We start from the raw sequence: 18,116 nt of genomic DNA, 5'->3' as shown, positions 1-18,116 counted from the left end.
ATGCCTGAGTTGAAACGTTCTCTAGCGGTAATTGTCGGCATCGACAAATATATTAATGGCATTCCACCCCTCAAAAATGCCGTTAATGATGCGAAACAACTGGCTGATCTATTGACAAAAAAATATAAATACGAAGTTCTGCTGTTATTGAATTCAGATGCAACTCTCTCTCATTTCGATGACTTGTTGACTGGTTTTGAACAAAAAACACTGCCTTTTCCTGATGGAAAAAAAGTGAAAGTTGAAGAAGACGATCGCCTCTTATTCTATTTTGCTGGACACGGCGAGGCCCCGGACGATTTGGACACCTCCGAGGGGCCAGCAGGTTACTTAATACCCCAAGATGGGCAGCAGGGCGATCCCCAAACTTGGCTGCGAATGCAGCGACTCCACGATTCCCTGATTAAACTGCCTTGCCGCCATCTGTTGATTATCCTAGACTGCTGCAAAGCAGGGACTTTTCGCTTCGCCACAGGCAAGCGAGAGGCAGTAAAATCTGAAAAACTATACCGAGAAAGGTACGATCGCTACACCTCCGGTGTTGCCCTGCAAGCAATTACCTCAGCCGCCCACGATGAACAAGCAGCCGATTCTGCCCATAATTTTAGAAAGTTCGATCGCGAAATAGCAGGTCATTCTCCCTTTGCAGAACTTTTATTTAAGGGGCTAAACGGAGAAGCCGATATTATCAAAGATGGTGCGATCACTGCCACAGAACTCTGTCTTTATGTAGAAGGCGAATTATCCAAAAAAAATGCCAAACAAACTCCTGCGATTTTTGACTTCGGGCGTCACGACAAAGGACAGTATATTTTTCCCCTGCCGAATTTCGATCGCGAGCGATTGCCAACAGCCCCGATTCTCACTGAAAACACTAATCCCTACAAAGGCTTAGATTCATTTGACGAAGCAGATAGCGACAAGTTTTTCGGCAGAAAAGCTTTGACAGAAAAGCTAGTTAAGTTTGTCGAAACACATAAGTTAACTGTCGTTTTGGGCGCTTCGGGTTTGGGAAAATCTAGTTTAGTGAAAGCTGGATTGGTTCCGCAAGTTAAGAAAAGTCAAAATTGGCGGATTTTGCCTCCGATTCGGACTAAAAAATCTCCATTCTACGCTTTAAACGATGCCCTAAGACAAGAAAATTTTCCTACTCTAGAGATGGTATGTCAGATTGATTCTGCGACTTCAAAAGGCACAAGCAAAGAGAACCACAATACCTTGTGGTACGAACAATTCGTAGAAAATTTATCTAAAAACTTGACGGCATGGGTAAAAAACAATCCTGGCTCCAAACTACTACTAATAATTGACCAGTTTGAAGAATTAGTGACGGGCAATCTCGATGAACAAGAACGAGAAATGTTTTTGGATGGATTAGCGAGAATGCTTCAAAATTTTCCAGATAGCTTGCGAGTTGTGGTTACGCTGCGAGAGGATTTTGAATATCGATTCAGTAAGACGGCTTTAGAAAAATATTGGGAAGCTGCAAAATTCGATCGGCTGTCAAAAACGAGGATGACACGGGAGGAATTGCGGGAAATTATTGTCGAACCTGCAACAGCTAAGGTAATAGATTTTGAACAGAGTTTAGTAGATAAGTTAATTGATGAAGTGATGCAAATGCCGGGAGGTCTACCTTTACTTTCTTTCACCCTCAGCGAGCTTTATCTTAAATATATCAAAGGTGTGGCACAAGGGAAAACAAATAATAGAGTAATGACTAAAGCAGATTATCATGAGTTGGGAGGAGTAGCAAAAAGTCTTACCAAAAAAGCAAATGATGAATATACTAAATTAGTAGATAACAATAATGCCTACTCTCAAACAATTCGCAATGTTATGCTGCGGATGGTGGCGATCGGCGGGAGTGAGTTGGCTCGCAGACAAGTGCTAGATACTGAATTAGAGTATCCAGATCCCGAAGAAAATGCGCGAGTTCAAGAGGTAATTAAGCAATTTTGTGAAGCGAGACTGCTGGTGAGAGGAACAGATATCAACGGCAATACATATACTGAACCTGCTCACGATATTCTAGTGCGACAATGGCCGAAGCTTCAGGAGTGGAAACATGAAAAAGAGGGAAAGTTAATCTTGCTGCGGAAGCTAACAGATGCTGCCGAAGAATGGAAGGATAAAGAGGAAGCTCAGCCGATCGGTTTTCAAGCAAACATTGAAATTCTGTTTGATTGGTGCGATCGCACTTTAGAGTTTTCCGAAGAATTGCGTAGCAAAGTTATTGGTAAGTTGGTCAGAATCTGGCAGCAAAAACAGGGCGGGAAAAAGAATTCACAAAAAAAAAGAGAAGAGTTTCTTTGGCATACAAATCCTCGGCTGGATTTATTGGAAGAGCAAGTCAATTCTGATGAAATTTGGTTTAACAAGCTAGAAGCTGAGTTTGTGCACCACAGCGTCGATCGCAAACACCGCAATCGTCGTGTGTGGTGGAGTGGTGCGATCGCCCTTATTGCAATATTCAGCGTGTTGAGTGTTGGGGCTGCAATCTCTTATCAAAAAGCACAGAAAGGTAATCTAAATGCACGGAACGCCAATCGAAAGGCACAAAAGGCTAAAATCGATGTTGATAGACAATCCTCACAAGTCAACTTGAGAGCGAACGAAGATATCAATGCCTTGATCGATAGTTTGCGAGCAGTAAAGTCTTTACAGGACCCATTTTTTCAATTAAATTCAGAGTCAGAACTCCAAACTCAAGTAAAATTAACATTACAAAATGCAGTTTATACAGCGAAAGAACGCAACCGTCTCATAGGACATTCAGACCAAGTTGCTAACATCGTAGCCAGTTTTAGTCCGAAGGGCGATATTTTAGTTTCTGCTGGAAGTGACGGCACGATATGCTTGTGGAACTTGCAGGGTAAGTTGTTGAAAAAATGCCAGGAAGATCGAAGTCAAATCTGGAGTATCAGTTTTAGTCCCGACGGTCAACAATTCGCTACTGCGGGACAAGAAGGTATTGTCCGTCTTTGGGATTTGCAGGGTAAATTATTACAAGAATGGAATCCAGGCATAGGTTGGATTAGGAGTATTAATTTTAGTCCTAAACGTCAGCTATTGGCGATCGCAGGATTGAAAGGTACTCTCCTGTGGAACTTGCAGGATGGTAAGTCGAAAAAATTGCCAGAACCTGAAAATAATTGGATCTGGAACGTCAGTTTTAGCCCGGATGGAGAGCAACTCGCTAGCGCCGGAGTTGACGGTATCGCGCGCTTGTGGAACGTGCAGGGTAAGTTGTTGAAAGAATTTCCCAAGCACAGAGACACGCTCAGGAGTGTCAGTTTTAGCCCAGATGGAAAAATCCTCGCGATCGCAGGAGGTAATGATAATGTTCGCTGGCGTGACTTAGAGGGTAAGCTTTTAAAAGAACTAACACTCTTTAATACCTTAAAAGTCAGTTTTAGCCCGGACGGACAGCGACTGATTACTGCCGGAGGTGACGGCGGGAATGTCCTCTTGTGGAACTTGCAAGGCGAATTATTGCTAAAGTTGACAACAAAGCAATGGCCGGTCAGTACCGTTTCTTTTCATCCAAAAAATCAGCTATTAGCGATCGCCGGACAAAACGATACTGTTAGTTTGTGGGACTTGGAGGATCGATCGCTGACAGAATTGAAAGGGCATCAAGGTCATCTCAAAAGTATCAGTTTTAGTGCTGACAGTCAGCGAGTGGTTGCTCAAGAAAATAAAGGCACTGTACGCTGGTGGAACTTGCAGGGTCAACTTTTGAAACCCAGCAAAGAAAAGCAACCCCCCACAGGGGAAAGTTGCAAACTTTACGGTCAGCTAGATATTAAGATAGAAGGTGACAAAGCCTATTTGCACGACTTAAAGGGCAAGTATGTGGCAGAAACGGCATCCGGTTATCTAAGCGGGATCGAGAGCTTCAGTTGCAGCCCAGATGGTAAACTATTGGCGATCGCCACACAAGACAGCACTGTCCGCCTGTGGGACTTGCAGGATCAGAAGTCGAACAGGCAAAATGGCGTAATTCTCAAGCAGGTAACGCAATGGTCTGCGCAACAAGGCGCGATCGAATTCATCCAATTTAACCACAATAGCAAGCAAGTAGTTACTAGCGGAAAATACGGTACTGTCAGCTTGTGGAACTTGCAGGGCGACTCTTTGGCAACTTTGAAAGCCGAACCTTTGGCAACCTGGAAAACCAGCAAAATCTCGATCGCCAGTTTTAGCCCTGATGGCAAGCTGTTGGCTACTGCGGGATCTTATGGCAATCCTAAGTTGTGGCAGATTGAAGAATCATTAGACGATCTCAGAAAGCGAGGTTGCGATTGGGTAAAAGATTATCTAAACCATCCTCATAACAATCTCAGTGAAGACGATCGCAAGTTGTGCGATGGTATCGGCAATTCTCCGCAGTAGATTTGATTTGTTAGGGTGAAACATTTTCTGTAAGAACTAAGCGAGCGCTCATTGCTGGAAAAATACCACAATGAGAGAAGCGTTTGGCAGCAAGTAGTTTAGCGCGACACCTAGCCAAAAGTATAGGTTTTTACCCCAACCGAGTATTAGTTACCAACTAACTATTTGGATAAAGGAAAACTAAACCAAAAGAGAGTATTTTTTTAAGAGGATTCTCCTAGGATATAAGTTGTGCAGAGAAGAGATAATTTCCAAGTTGAGATTGGAGGTTTGATGGGATTACTGAAAGACAGAAAATATGCTCAGGTTGGTTCAAATTTAATTGAGGTGAATTTATCGCCTCTTTTGTTTAATCCTGACATTCTAGTTCTTTTTCGAGAAGGCTTTTTTGAACTTGAATTGCTGGTCAATAACTCCTGTATCAAAAAAGAGAAGATTCCTCTGGGTACTTACAAACTAAAAGGGGTTGGCACAGATTACTCTTCCCAAAATAGCTTAATAATTATTGTCACTGTTAATGTCAATCCATTAAAATGGACAAGTTTTGAATACAAACTAGAAGTAAATGGCCAGGAACATGATTTAATTGAGTAGCAATATCTACGAACTCTTTGTATCTTTTTTATTGAATTTTTGTAACAGGAGCTATTTCATTTATGGCAAATAACAATGGTTTTTCAGTTAAAAGACGCAAGTTTCTGACAATATCTGTCAGCGCTGGCATTGGCTTGGCAATTCCTTCTTTAATAGATTCCTCCGAAGACAATCAAGCAGAAGCAGCTTCCTTGGTGTTTGGTGTAATAGCTGCACTTGCCAGCAGTTTGCCTGTACTATCAGCTATCTGTAAGGTCTCTGAATCAATTCTCAAACAAAAACTAGAAGAAGTCAAACAGGAGTATGGAATTAAAGCAAGCAATAACAAGGGTTCAATAATAGCTGTTAGACCTCTCCAGCAACTAGATTATTATCTAGACACGGCAATGGTTTCAGATTCTTTTTTGGAGATGTCTATTGAAAAAAGCCTGTTAGATAACAAAACAAATATTGCTAATGCTCCACGATTTCAAGAATGGAGTAAAGAACAAGCTGAAGTTTATATCAATGGGTCTTTTGGTCAAAAAGTTAATCGCTCGGCAAAACCTAAACTGAAACTTTGGGCGCTGAATGCGCACTATAATTTAGGCGAGGAAATAGCATTTCAGAATCAAAAATACAGATGCAGACAGTCACATACGGTTTATGCAGACAACTGGATTCCACCGAATACTCCTGCGTTGTGGGAATCAATCCCTCTTAAATAGCATAGCGCTAATCTTTTAGGTTGGGTTGAGGAGAGTCTTATCGAAAAAGGGCGATCGAGATACAAGGGGCGATCGCGCGATCGGGCGGTGTCAAAAAAGCGGCTGATATTATCGAACAAGCTGTATTGACTGGAAAACCTGTCTTGGCTTCTCAAATCTAACCTATGGAGTCCAATCTAAAATCTCCAATCCACCCATCGCGCCCAGCTAAGAAAGCGACTGATATTATCGAACAAGCTCTATTGACTGGAAAACTTCTATTGGCTTAGCCGAGGCTGCATCCCCCTCTTCCTGAAAAGGCAAATTTATGTTATGTTCGGCCGAATAGGTAGAACACTTATCTTAACGATGTTGCGAACCAGCAACACAGTTAAGATATCGCCCATGACATCTACCTGAAGACTGATTTATCTTAATTTGCCTTCTTACTTTTCAGGAGAATAGGGGAAAATGCTTACCAGAATAGGCGTTACAGTTACTGCTCTCATCTATGAAAGCGCAAACTCCCTTGTTTACAGAGGGATACTCCAGCAGAAAAATCAACCCATTGTAGTCAAAATCCTTAAAGAAAATTATCCCACACCCCAAGAACTCGCCCGCTACCGCACAGAATATAAAATTACACAATCTCTTAACATGAGTGGCTGTATCAAAGCTTACGATTTACAGCAATATCAAAACACGCTGGTGATGTTTTTAGAGGATTTTGGCGGGGAATCTTTGCAAATTTGGATGCAGCAGCAACAATTTAGTATTGCAGAGTTTCTCAAAATTGCGATCGCCACTACAGAAAGTTTACAGCAAATTCACAGCGCCAACATCATCCACAAAGACATTAACCCTTCAAATATTGTCTTCAATCCAGCTAGCGGAGAACTCAAAATCATCGATTTTGGCATTTCCACGCAGTTGACGCGGGAAAATTACACCATCAAAAATCCCAACATTCTCGAAGGAACTCTGGCTTATATGTCGCCGGAACAAACAGGCAGAATGAACCGCAGTCTCGATTACCGTACTGATTTTTATTCCCTGGGCGCTACCTTTTACGAACTGCTGACAAACAAATTGCCTTTTGAGACTCATGATGTGCTGGAATTAGTACACAGTCATCTCGCTAAACAGCCCTTGTATCCCTCCCATATAAATCCAGAAATACCCCAAATTATTGACGATATTGTGATGAAGTTGATGGGGAAGAATGCTGAGGAGCGCTATCAAAGTGCTATTGGTATTAAACTAGATTTAGAAGAATGTTTGAATCAAATGCAAACTACTAACAATATATCAGTATTTGCGCTCGGTTGTCAAGATATTTCCGAACGCTTTCAAATTCCCCAAAAACTTTACGGCAGAGAGCGAGAAATTGATAGTTTGCTAACAGCTTTTGAAAGAGTCAGCGGACAGGGGCAAGATGGCTGTGCCACCAGTTCAATAATGCTGATTTCGGGATATTCCGGTATCGGCAAATCAGCTTTAGTGCAAGAATTGTACAAACCGATTACTCAACAGCGCGGTTATTTTATTTCTGGTAAATTTGACCAATACCAGCGCAACATTCCCTACAGCGCCATTGTCAGCGCTTTTCAGGATTTAGCCAAACAACTGTTAACAGAAAGCGAAGCTCATCTCAATCAATGGCGCGAAAATCTATTAGCAGCATTGGGAATCAACGCCCAAGTTATTATTGACGTAATTCCTGAAATTGAATTAATTATCGGCCAGCAACCCGCGCCGCCAGAATTAGGAGCTAGTGAAGCCGAAAATCGCTTTAATTTTGTATTTCAAAACTTTATTAAAGTCTTTACCAAACCCGAACATCCCTTGACAATCTTTATCGACGATTTGCAGTGGGCTGACGGGGCATCTCTGAAACTAATGCAACTGCTGATGAATGCTTCGCCAGCCGGACTGTTTTTAATTGGGGCTTATCGGGATAATGAAGTTTCTGTGGCCCATCCATTAATGTTAACAATTGCAGAAATTGTCGAAACAGGGGTAAAAGTCGATCGCATATTCCTGTCACCTTTGGATTTAGCCTCTGTTACTCAAATGATTGCCGATGCCCTGAATTGCCCGGAAGCAAGAGTCAAATCCCTTGCCGAGTTAGTCTTTTTTAAAACCGGCGGGAATCCTTTCTTTATGAATGAATTTCTCAAATCGCTTTATACAGAAGGACTGTTACAATTTGACTTTACCTCCAGGGCTGTTTCAGATATCGGGGCAACTACCAGGGGTTTGCCCCTACAACAGAATGAAACCGCCCTGGGGATACAGGGGGGTTGGCAGTGGAATTTAGAAGAAATTAAAGCGAGAAATTTCACTGATAATGTTGTCGAATTAATGGCTGGCAAAATTCAACAACTGTCAGAGAAGACGCAGGAAACGTTAAAGATAGCAGCCTGCATTGGCAATCAATTCGATCTGCAAACTCTAGCCTCACTTGGCGAAAAATCTCTGGGACAAACTGCGGATAATTTGTACGCAGCAGTTGCTGAAAATTTAGTCGTATTGCTGGGGAATATGGGAGATGTGGAATTAGAAATTGCCGGGAAATTACCAAAGTCTCAATTCCTCGAATACAAGTTTGTCCATGACAGAATTCAGCAAGCTGCTTATTCCCTGATTGATGAACAGGAGCGGCCAATTGTCCACAGGCAAATTGGGCAAATTTTGTTGCAAAAAAATCCTGTGGATAAGCGAGAACAAAAAATATTTGACATTGTTAATCAACTGAATTTTGCCACATCATTAATTACCCAGCAGTCAGAAAAAGATGAAGTAGCCCAGTTAAATTTGATTGCGGGCAATAAAGCCAAGGCATCAGCGGCATATCAGTCAGCTTTCAACTACCTGCAAACAGGCATAAACTTGCTGGCAAAAAACTGTTGGGTGGTGCAATATAACCTCAGCTTACAACTGCATCAAGAAGCCGCAGAAGTCGCTTACCTTTTAGGGAATTTCGAGCAGATGGAAAGTTTAGCTGATATCGTGCTAAAAGAATCTAAAATAACCCTAGATAAAGCCAAAATTTACGATTTAAAAATTCAAAGTACGCTTTCTCAGAGTAACTTTCAAGAAGGCATAAAAATAGGTTTATTTTTTTTAAATTTATTAGGTATAAGTTTACCAGAAAATCCTGATTTGAAGGATGTTGAAACAGGATTTGAAGAAACCAAGTCTCTTCTAGCTGGCTGGAAAGTTGAGGACTTACTTCACTTGCCTGAAATGAGACAACCTGAACCTCTAGCCGCTTTGTTTATTTTATCAAGACTAATAGGGACTACCTATATAGCTAATCCCAATTTAATGACATTAATTGTTTTAGCTAATGTCAATTTATCGATCAAATATGGAAATTCTAGTTTGTCTGCTTTTGCTTATGCGACTTACGGCGTTGTGTTGTGTGCGAATGTTTTAGATATTGAGTTAGGTTATCAGTTTTCCCAATTGGCCTTAAAGCTAGTAGAACGCTTGAATGCTCGCGAAGTCAAAGCTAAAGTTTTAGATGCTATTGGCAATCATATTATACATTGGAAAAAGCATTTAAAGGAAAGTAGAGGGATATTATTAGAAGCTTATCAAAGTGCGGTTGACACAGGAGACTTGGAATTTATTGGCTATGTTTTATTCGAGCTACCTCTTAATTATTATGCAATGGGTTTTGAACTTGCTAAACTAGAACAGGAAATCATAAATTACAGACAAATTATTAGCAATTTTAGACAAACCAGTGGTTTAAATTACATTTCTATGCTTTTAGAGGTAGTTTATAATTTACAATCTAAGTCAAGCAATACTATTCAGTTGATAGGAGGTGCTTTCAATGAAGATAAATCAATACCTATCTATCTATTAAATAATGACAATCACGGGTTGTTATTGCTTTATTTAAATAAACTGATTTTAGGGTTGTTATTTGAAAATTATTATTTAGCGGCGAACAATGCCGACCTAGCAAAACAGTATATTACTGGTGAAATAGGAGTAGTTACTGTTCCCATATTTCACTTTTATGATTCTTTAGTTTGTTTAAAACTTTTGAGTAAAGAAACAGCTATTGAAGAGAGAAATAATTGGCTTAAGCGAGTGAATATCAACCAAAAAAAGATGTGTAAATGGGCGGAACACGCTCCCATGAATTACTTACATAAAGTATATTTGGTAGAGGCTGAAAAAGCACGAGTTTTGGGTCAATTTTTGGAAGCAATGGATTATTACGATCGCGCGATTTCCCTCGCCAAAGAAAACGAGTACATCCATGAAGCAGCCATTGCTTACGAACTCGCCGCCAAGTTCTATTTATCCAAGGCAAAAGAATTAACAGCTAAAGCTTATATGCAGGAAGCTCGTTACTGCTATCAACTCTGGGGTGCGGTGGCTAAAGTTAAAGATTTAGAAATGCGATATCCGCAATTATTTGTCATCGATAGAGCGATAACTAAAAATATTTTAACCACGACATCAACCACAGACAACCATTCTAGTTCTTCCTTGGATATCGATACCGTGATGAAAGCTTCCGAGGCTATTTCTGGCGAAATTGTTAGGGAGAAATTACTATCTAGATTGATGAAAATTTTGATCGAAAATGTCGGTGCTCAAAAAGGATACTTGATTTTAGAAAATCAGGGAAAATTGCTGATTGAAGCTGAAGGTGTAATGAACGAGGAACGGATAACAGTGTTGCAATCTGAGCCTGTTCAAAATTGCCAGGAAATTTCCGAAAATATTATTAATTATGTGGCCAGAACTAAGGAAAACGTGGTGTTGAATGATGCCACTCGTGCAGGCAACTTTACGAAGGATTCTTACATCATATCGCGTCAGCCCAAGTCTATTTTGTGTGCGGCTTTGATGAATCAAGGTCAACTGGCTGCGATTGTTTATCTCGAAAATAACCTCACCCCCCAAGCTTTTACTCCCGATCGCCTGGAAGTATTAAAATTGTTATCGGGACAAGCGGCGATCGCCCTTACTAACGCTAAACTATACACAGAAGTAAAAGAACGCGAAAACCGACTGACTCAATTTATCAATGCGATGCCGATTGGGGTTACAGTGATTGACAGTAGCGGACAAATTTCCTACGCAAATCCCACAGCTTCCCAACTCAGCGGTATTAATTATATACCAGAATTAAATGTGGCTCAATTTGCAGAAATTGGTCAAGTTTATTTAGCAGGAACTAACGAATTATATCCCACCGCGCAAATGCCGATAGTGCGTTCTTTGGCGGGTGAAACTGTCAAAGTAGACGATATGGAACTGCACGGAAGCGATAAGATTGTTTCCTTGGAAGTTTCCAGCACGCCAATTGTGGATGAAACGGGTAAGATTAATTATGCGATCGCCACTTTTGCCGATATCACCGATCGCAAACAAGCCGAAAATATTTTAGCAAATTACAATCGTACCTTAGAACAGCAAGTGAGCGATCGCACTCTCGAACTCCAGCGAGAAATCATCGATAGAAAACGCGCCGAAGATGCCGCACAAGCAGCCAATCTAGCTAAAAGCACCTTCCTCGCAAATATGAGCCATGAATTGCGGACTCCCCTCAATGCAATTCTCGGTTTTTGCGAATTGATGAATCGCAGTTCTAATTTATTAGCCGAACAGCAAGAACATTTGGGTATTATTTCCCGCAGTGGCGAACATTTGCTCGCACTGATTAATCAAGTATTAGATTTGTCCAAAATAGAAGCGGGACGAGCAACTATTAACCAGACAAATTTTGACCTGCACCGACTGCTGAACGATCTAGAATATATGTTTCAACTAGAGACCAAAAGTAAGGGATTACATTTATTATTTGAGCGACAGGTAAAGGTTCCCCAATACGTACAAACTGACGAGATTAAATTGCGCCAAGTATTAATTAACCTGTTGGCAAATGCGGTTAAATTTACCACAAAAGGAGGCATTTGTGTCAGAATAAAAACTGAAGGAGAACCCGGAATAATCCAATTTGAAGTAGAAGACACGGGGCCGGGAATTGAGGCGGATGAGTTAGAAACTTTGTTTGAAGCTTTTGTGCAAACAAGAACCGGTCAACAATCCCAACAGGGAACCGGATTGGGTTTAACTATAGCCCGCTCTTTTGTGCAGTTGATGGGTGGTGAAATTAGCGTAAGTTCTGCTGTGGGACGCGGTACTGTTGTCAAATTTGATATTAAAGTTAATCCAGTTACAAATGTCGAACTTACTAGCCAACAGCCAACTCGTCGAGTAATTGCGATCGCACCGAATCAGCCAAAATATCGAATTTTAATTGCCGATGATGCTTTCGAGAGTCGGCAACTGTTAGTGAAACTGCTTTTGCCTTTTGGCGTTGAAATTTACCAAGCTACTAACGGAATTGAAGCTATAGAAAGTTGGCAGAAAAATTCACCGCATTTAATCTTTATGGATCTGCGAATGCCGGTGATGGATGGGTATGAAGCCACCAAACTAATTAAAGCCAGAGAAACGGAAGACAAACTATCATCTAGCTCCCCCCTTCTTAAGGGGGGCGGGGGGGGGATCGAATTTCGATCGACAGCAATTATTGCCGTAACAGCTAGCAGCTTTGAAGAAGAAAAAGCTGGGATTATGGCGATCGGCTGCGATGATTTTCTTCGCAAACCTTTTACAGAGCAACATATCTTTGATACGCTGCACAAGCATATGGGAGTGAAGTTAGTTTTTGAACAACTCAATACTGCGTCTAATTTGAAAGAAACCGATGGCAATATATTGACAAAACAGGCTTTATGTGATTTGCCTTGGGAGTTAGTAGCTAACCTGGAGCAAGGGATTAGCAATCTCGATTTGGCAATGGTGCAAAGAGCGATCGCTCAAATTAGGGAAATAAATCAACCTTTAGCTGAGGCGATCGCCCTGGGTGTTCAAAAATTCCAATACGAACAATTACTAGATTTAATAACATCCTTGGGCATGAATCATGAATACTAATCCAAATCCCACCAATCAAGAAACTATTTTAATTGTTGATGACAGCCCTGAGAATTTACATCTTTTAAGCGGAATTTTATCCGGGGCTGGGTATAAAGTCCATCTAGCACCAAGTGGCAAATTAGCTCTCAAGTTTATCCAGTCCCACTTACCAGATTTAATTTTACTGGATATTATGATGCCTCAAATGGATGGATATCAAATCTGCGAACAACTAAAAGCATCTGAACGAACTAAAGATATTCCCGTAATTTTTATCAGTGCTTTGGACGATGTATTTGATAAAGTTAAAGCATTTTCTCTGGGCGGTGCAGACTACATCACCAAACCTTTTCAACAGCCAGAAGTTTTAGCGAGAATTGAAAATCAATTGCGAATTGTCAAGCTGTCTAAACAAGTCATAGAGCAAAGTATTTTGGAAGAGCGCAGGCGTATGGCGCGAGAAATTCACGATACTTTAGCGCAAGCTTTTACAGGTATTATCGTGCATTTAGGATCGGCCCAACGGGCGATCGCTATCAATCCACAACAGGTGCAGACACACCTGAAAACCGTCAAGGAATTGGCACGACTAGGACTTGCTGAAGCGAGACGATCGGTGCAAGGACTGCGCCCACAATTGTTAGAAGATGGCGATTTGTGTAGCGCTTTCGATCGCCTTGCTATACAAATGTCCTCGCATACAGATACCCGCATTGTTTGTGAAGTCGTCGGTGCGGTATATTCCCTGCCACCAGAAGTAGAAAATAACCTGCTACGCATCGGACAAGAAGCATTAACTAATGCTGTTAAATATGCGAAAGCAAGTGTGATTAAAATCGAATTAGTTTATGAAACAAGTCTGTTGATGTTGCAAGTCAAAGACAACGGACAAGGATTTGATATAGAAAGTAATTTTTGTGATACCGGATTTGGTTTTTTAGGAATCAGAGAACGATGCGATCGCATTAATGCACAGCTAACTGTCCACAGCCAGCCAGGAGAGGGAACCGAAGTGATAATCTCAATAAATAGGGAGGAGGCGGTGGGAACAGACTGTTAGCAAATGTAGGAGGAATAAAACTCCTCATACCAAATCCAGGCCCTTTAGGGGCTGCGGAATCTGCGGTTTATAGGGGAGATTTTAAAATATTTAATAACACTTTAATTTGCTGTACCTGATTGTACACGGCCATTTGCCACCACAGTGCCGAGCTGACAGTATCTCCCGACCCTTGGGGATTAGCTAGCACTCGAAAGGGGATCTAAATACAAACTAAGGCTAAATAGACTGAAATTAACCTAAATTTAACTTTCATAAAACTTCTTTTAGCTTGCTGCTACTTCAGTTTGTGCTATTGGTTGAACCAGCCATCAGGATGCAGGCAAATTTTTAGATTATACCAATTTAATGTGAATTTGCACCTATCTCGATCCCCCACCCCCCCTTGGGGCGGGTGGGGGGGGTAGGGGGAGCTAATTCTATGCAAAACTAATCAACCTTTTTTCTCCAACAACTCCGGCTGCAAAACCTGATTTAATTTGCCGCTGCGAAATCCCTCCAAATCCAAAGTCGCGTAAACAAAACCAAACTCTTGAAACACGGCTACCAATGCAGACAAATCTTGCTTTAACACAAATTCCTTGATCTCCTCGGCTGGTAACTCAATGCGCGCCGTATCTTGGTCCGATCGCACTCGCAGATTTTTCAGTCCCAACTGCCGCAAATACCGTTCAGCGCGCCCAACTCTTTGCAACTTGGCCGCGGTGATTTCTTCACCGTAGGGAAAGCGCGAACTCAGACAAGGTTGAGCTGGTTTGTCCCACCAAGGCAAATTTAATTCTTTTGCCAATTGTCGCACTTCAAATTTAGCCATGCCGACTTCTGCCAAAGGCGATCGAGCCCCCCGTTCCTTCGCCGCCACAATTCCCGGACGATAATCCTTTAAATCATCAGCATTAACCCCATCCACCACATAAGGATAACCCTTAGCGAGTGCTAGCGGTTTCAAAGTATCGTGCAGTTCGCTTTTGCAAAAATAGCAGCGATTAACTGGGTTAGAAGTGTAATTAGGATTTGCCATTTCTTGAGTTTCCACCTCTTGGTGGGCTATCCCAATTTCTGCTGCTTGAATCCGCGCATCTTCTAAATCTTCTGGCAATAAAGATGGGGAAACTGCTGTCACTGCCAAAGCGCGATCGCCCAAGACATCAAAAGCAATTTTGGCCACCAAAGTGCTGTCAATACCGCCAGAGTAGGCAATCAGCGCCCGATCCATTTCTGCGAAGATAGTTTTTAATTTTGCGAATTTTTCGACTAACATGATTTCAATTTTGATTACTGTAAAATGCGATCGATATTAGAGCCCCGACTTCCAGAAGAAGTCAGGGTTCTGAGTGTTTGGTTTTTTAAGTAAGTTTACTTATTCTGGATCGATGCCAAGGGCGGCTAATCTAGCCAAAAGCTCTTGATTGCGCTGTCTTTCCTGTTCCAGCATAGTCTGGGCTAACTCTTTTTCTTGGCTTTGGGCTTCTGCGCGCTGGCGTTCGGCTTCGGCCCGCTGGCGTTCGGCTTCTGCGCGCTGGCGTTCGGCTTCTGCGCGCTGGCGTTCAGCTTCTGCCCGTTCTTCTGGCCACAACAGCAACTCCCCAGCCATATTCCACCAGCGCAGCCAATTTCCGGTTCTACCTTCGCGAGTACCCACCCAAACTCCCAAAAACAGATCCAATCCAGGTATTAAATAACGCCCATTTTCATCGGGTTTTTGATTGTTGTATCGCTCCGATTCCAGGGCATAGACTTCTATTCTGCCCGTATGCGGTCGAAAAATCACATAGCGAGGAACTTTGATTACTTGTTCGTAAAAAAACCACTTACCGATTTCTTCTGTATGTTCGACAGAGTATTCATCACCGTAAGTAGCTGAGAGAAATTCCATCACGACAGAAGGCACTGTTCCTTCGGTATGAGGCGTGTAACTACGACGGGGATAGTTGTGAGGCCAAGGTTGCACGGGGCGCACGTACATCCAATCTGGGCCTTTGCAAATAGTGCGATCGTCCACCGCCGCACACAATGCAAAATTAGAAACTATCAGTGCGTCTTGTATTAGTTCCGGGCAATCCACTACAGACTGGCGTAAACCATTCGCGATTAAAGGATGTTCTATATTTTCCACGGGGTCATCTGGTAGAATAAAATCATCGGGTAGCAGCGGCCAGGTAATTTTTAGCTGTGATATTGGTTTGTGAATTACAGCAGTCATAGGACACCTCATTTTACCAATAAAAGTTTGAATTTTAGTCGAGATTGGCGATCGATAATCTTTTCTATATTCTAGCTTGCCCATTCAATTTTACTGCACCCGCTGAAGGTATATAGCAATCCTTGCAGGAGTCGTAATTTTTTTTACCCCACCCCAGCCCTCCCCTTAGCAAGGGGAGGGAGTAAGAAATTCACAAATGATGCGAGGATTGCTATAGAAGATGATGGTTAAAACTCTCTACGAGAAAATATAGCAACTGAAATTGACAGCAGTAGCACCCCATACAACAAACCATAGCCGACATTTGTAATCATAGCCGCTAAGTAAGGAACTTGTCCGTACACAGCATCATTTCTCAAATTAAATCTAGCCAAATCTGGCAAAATCAGATAAAGTCCCATCATCAATTGTTCAATACCAGGATTCTTAGTTAACTTACCCAAAGCCACTAAATCCCGCGTTGAGTTTCCCACTAAATAGACACCAAATGTCAGTAAACTTGCGAGCAAAGAACTACTAAAAACTCCCAATAAAATCCCCACGGCCGCGACCAAACACAGTTCAAACCAGATGAATAGTGAAGCTATTAAAATGCTTGGCACAGGGTAATTAATGCGACTAAAACTCAGAATTGCCAGATAAATAACAGTCATGGCTGCCACAAGGACAGCTAGTACCGCCGACAGCCCTAAGTGTTTACCAACAATTAATTCAGCGCGACTTATCGGCTTGGCAATTAACAGGTAAACAGTGCGTTTTTCAATTTCTTTGTTTACCAATCCAGTAGCAACAAAGACTGTGACAATTAGACCGAAAATACTAATAGCAGCCAAACCAGTATCTAAGATAATTTTTTGCTCTGTTGTTGCCGCCAATTCCGGGATTAACCGCACGATTACTGCCATCAACAGAGCAAAAATAACGATTAAGTAAAGAATGCGATCGCGAATTACTTCCCAAAATACATTAATGGCAACTGTCCAGATTCTTCTGAGATTCATTTACTAGCTAATTGGTAATTGGTTTGAGAACCCCGACAACTTCTGGAGAGTCAGGGTTATTCGTATTTAGCAGCCACCTCAAACTTGACTATCTCCTCCACTTCCATTCTTTTTTAGCCCCGGCTTAGAGCGTTTGATAGCCCCACAGTCTACCGTCGCAGCATTGCCAATATTTATCACTTCGCAAGACTGCGTAAAGGAATATATTTCCGGTCTAAAAACCAGCCCCAGCCAAGTAGCTTGCATCTCTAACTGATAACGAGACTCTCCTTGGACGATGGAAGTTTTCACATCCCAACTCCCATCTTCTGGAACTATTTGAATTTTTTTCAACGCTTCATTTTTGAGGAAAAATCGCTCGTTGTCAATATCTATCAGCATTTGTTCTATCTGCGGCCAAGGTTTAGTTGCTGCTTGATTTTTGAGATATTTTTCCATTTCATTGAGGATAATTACACCTCTAGAACGATTAATTGTTGGGCCTTGAAATGTCACCAAATAATGACTTTCTTTTAAGTTTTGTGACAAAACACTTGGATAATCTTGCAGCCAACCTTGAATCAAAAAGTGGAAGCCAAACCAACAAGAAATCATCACATGGATCAGCGTCAAAATTAAAAATTCCGGTTGAATTAGCGACTTAATTTTGTCCCATTTGGATTCACTATTCCAAATTTCTATGGCCGCTAGAACTACTACTGCGATCAGCGGTCCTGCTATCCATGCTATGGGGCGATTATCTGGCGGCAATCTGACTAATAGCCACAGGCCCACCAAGACACTTGTCACCCACGGGCTAATACTCACTCCGTAAATCACAAAAGGTGGCTGACTGGTCAACAGACCCATTGAGATTATAAAAGATAACCAACTCAAATCAGCAATGGTTGTTCTGGTTGGCCCGTCTGTGATGGCTGCCACGGACAGTAATGCCAACAATATGCTAATCAGTAAAGGTGTTTTCCAGTGGACTACTTTAGGCGGAAGTAGCTGCTTTTGGACTTTTTTATTGACTTCCAAAAGGTTGTTTGTCAGCTTCGTCAGTTGCTGGGTGATATCTAGAAATTGCTTCATCATATAGAAGGAAGATGGAAGAAGGAAGATGGAAGAAGGAAGATGGAAGATAGAACCCTAGGGAGAATCCCGATTTTGTAAGGGCTTTCCCATGACCGAAGACAATTTGTTAGTGATAACCAGAGATTTACAGCGGTCAT

Annotated in this window: 9 protein-coding genes; 5 read left to right on the top strand and 4 right to left on the bottom strand. The window is 41.8% G+C overall.

All coding sequences use genetic code 11. From position 1 onward, the window contains the following. From AAFP14_RS11825 to AAFP14_RS11805, 5 genes are all read left to right on the top strand, one after another. Complete coding sequence (locus tag AAFP14_RS11825; RefSeq protein WP_341732450.1) at positions 1-4,398, top strand: nSTAND1 domain-containing NTPase; 4,398 nt, start codon at positions 1-3, stop codon at positions 4,396-4,398. Between the two features lie 231 nt (positions 4,399-4,629). Further along, positions 4,630-4,992: a hypothetical protein gene (locus AAFP14_RS11820; RefSeq protein WP_341732449.1), complete on the top strand. Its 363-nt coding sequence runs from the start codon at positions 4,630-4,632 to the stop codon at positions 4,990-4,992. Positions 4,993-5,054: 62 nt separating this feature from the next. Next, on the top strand, positions 5,055-5,699 hold the full coding sequence (locus AAFP14_RS11815; RefSeq protein WP_341732448.1) for a carbohydrate-binding protein: 645 nt from the start codon (positions 5,055-5,057) through the stop codon (positions 5,697-5,699). A gap of 450 nt (positions 5,700-6,149) precedes the next feature. Further along, entirely contained in the window at positions 6,150-12,656 is a 6,507-nt protein-coding gene (locus tag AAFP14_RS11810; protein ID WP_341732447.1) for an AAA family ATPase, read from the top strand. Beyond that, positions 12,646-13,698, top strand: a complete 1,053-nt coding sequence (locus AAFP14_RS11805; protein ID WP_341732446.1) for an ATP-binding response regulator — start codon at positions 12,646-12,648, stop codon at positions 13,696-13,698. The genes AAFP14_RS11810 and AAFP14_RS11805 overlap by 11 nt, the downstream gene beginning before the upstream one ends. A gap of 433 nt (positions 13,699-14,131) precedes the next feature. On the opposite strand, the gene larE is transcribed toward AAFP14_RS11805, so the two are convergent. From larE to AAFP14_RS11785, 4 genes are all read right to left on the bottom strand, one after another. After that, a complete protein-coding gene (larE, locus tag AAFP14_RS11800) occupies positions 14,132-14,959 on the bottom strand; it encodes an ATP-dependent sacrificial sulfur transferase LarE (protein ID WP_341732445.1) in 828 nt (275 codons plus the stop codon). Positions 14,960-15,058: 99 nt separating this feature from the next. Then, positions 15,059-15,901, bottom strand: a complete 843-nt coding sequence (locus tag AAFP14_RS11795; RefSeq protein WP_341732505.1) for a Uma2 family endonuclease — start codon at positions 15,899-15,901, stop codon at positions 15,059-15,061. 227 nt (positions 15,902-16,128) lie between these two features. Beyond that, positions 16,129-16,902: an ABC transporter permease gene (locus AAFP14_RS11790; RefSeq protein ID WP_341732444.1), complete on the bottom strand. Its 774-nt coding sequence runs from the start codon at positions 16,900-16,902 to the stop codon at positions 16,129-16,131. Between the two features lie 78 nt (positions 16,903-16,980). Then, entirely contained in the window at positions 16,981-17,979 is a 999-nt protein-coding gene (locus AAFP14_RS11785; protein WP_341732443.1) for a DUF5357 family protein, read from the bottom strand. Between the last annotated feature and the right edge of the window lie 137 nt (positions 17,980-18,116).

The organism is Microcoleus sp. EPA2, from assembly GCA_020882975.1.
Lineage (GTDB): Bacteria > Cyanobacteriota > Cyanobacteriia > Cyanobacteriales > Microcoleaceae > Microcoleus.
Note: the sequence above shows the minus strand (reverse complement) of the source record. Positions and strands in the feature narration are given on the sequence as shown.

What these genes read in the sequence shown, in the direction of transcription:
- AAFP14_RS11815 (WP_341732448.1), top strand. Translation starts at nt 5,055, where the DNA reads ATGGCAAATAACAATGGTTTTTCAGTTAAAAGACGCAAGTTTCTGACA.
- AAFP14_RS11805 (WP_341732446.1), top strand. Translation starts at nt 12,646, where the DNA reads ATGAATACTAATCCAAATCCCACCAATCAAGAAACTATTTTAATTGTT.
- AAFP14_RS11825 (WP_341732450.1), top strand. Translation starts at nt 1, where the DNA reads ATGCCTGAGTTGAAACGTTCTCTAGCGGTAATTGTCGGCATCGACAAA.
- AAFP14_RS11795 (WP_341732505.1), bottom strand. Translation starts at nt 15,901, where the DNA reads ATGACTGCTGTAATTCACAAACCAATATCACAGCTAAAAATTACCTGG.
- AAFP14_RS11790 (WP_341732444.1), bottom strand. Translation starts at nt 16,902, where the DNA reads ATGAATCTCAGAAGAATCTGGACAGTTGCCATTAATGTATTTTGGGAA.
- AAFP14_RS11785 (WP_341732443.1), bottom strand. Translation starts at nt 17,979, where the DNA reads ATGATGAAGCAATTTCTAGATATCACCCAGCAACTGACGAAGCTGACA.
- larE (WP_341732445.1), bottom strand. Translation starts at nt 14,959, where the DNA reads ATGTTAGTCGAAAAATTCGCAAAATTAAAAACTATCTTCGCAGAAATG.
- AAFP14_RS11810 (WP_341732447.1), top strand. Translation starts at nt 6,150, where the DNA reads ATGCTTACCAGAATAGGCGTTACAGTTACTGCTCTCATCTATGAAAGC.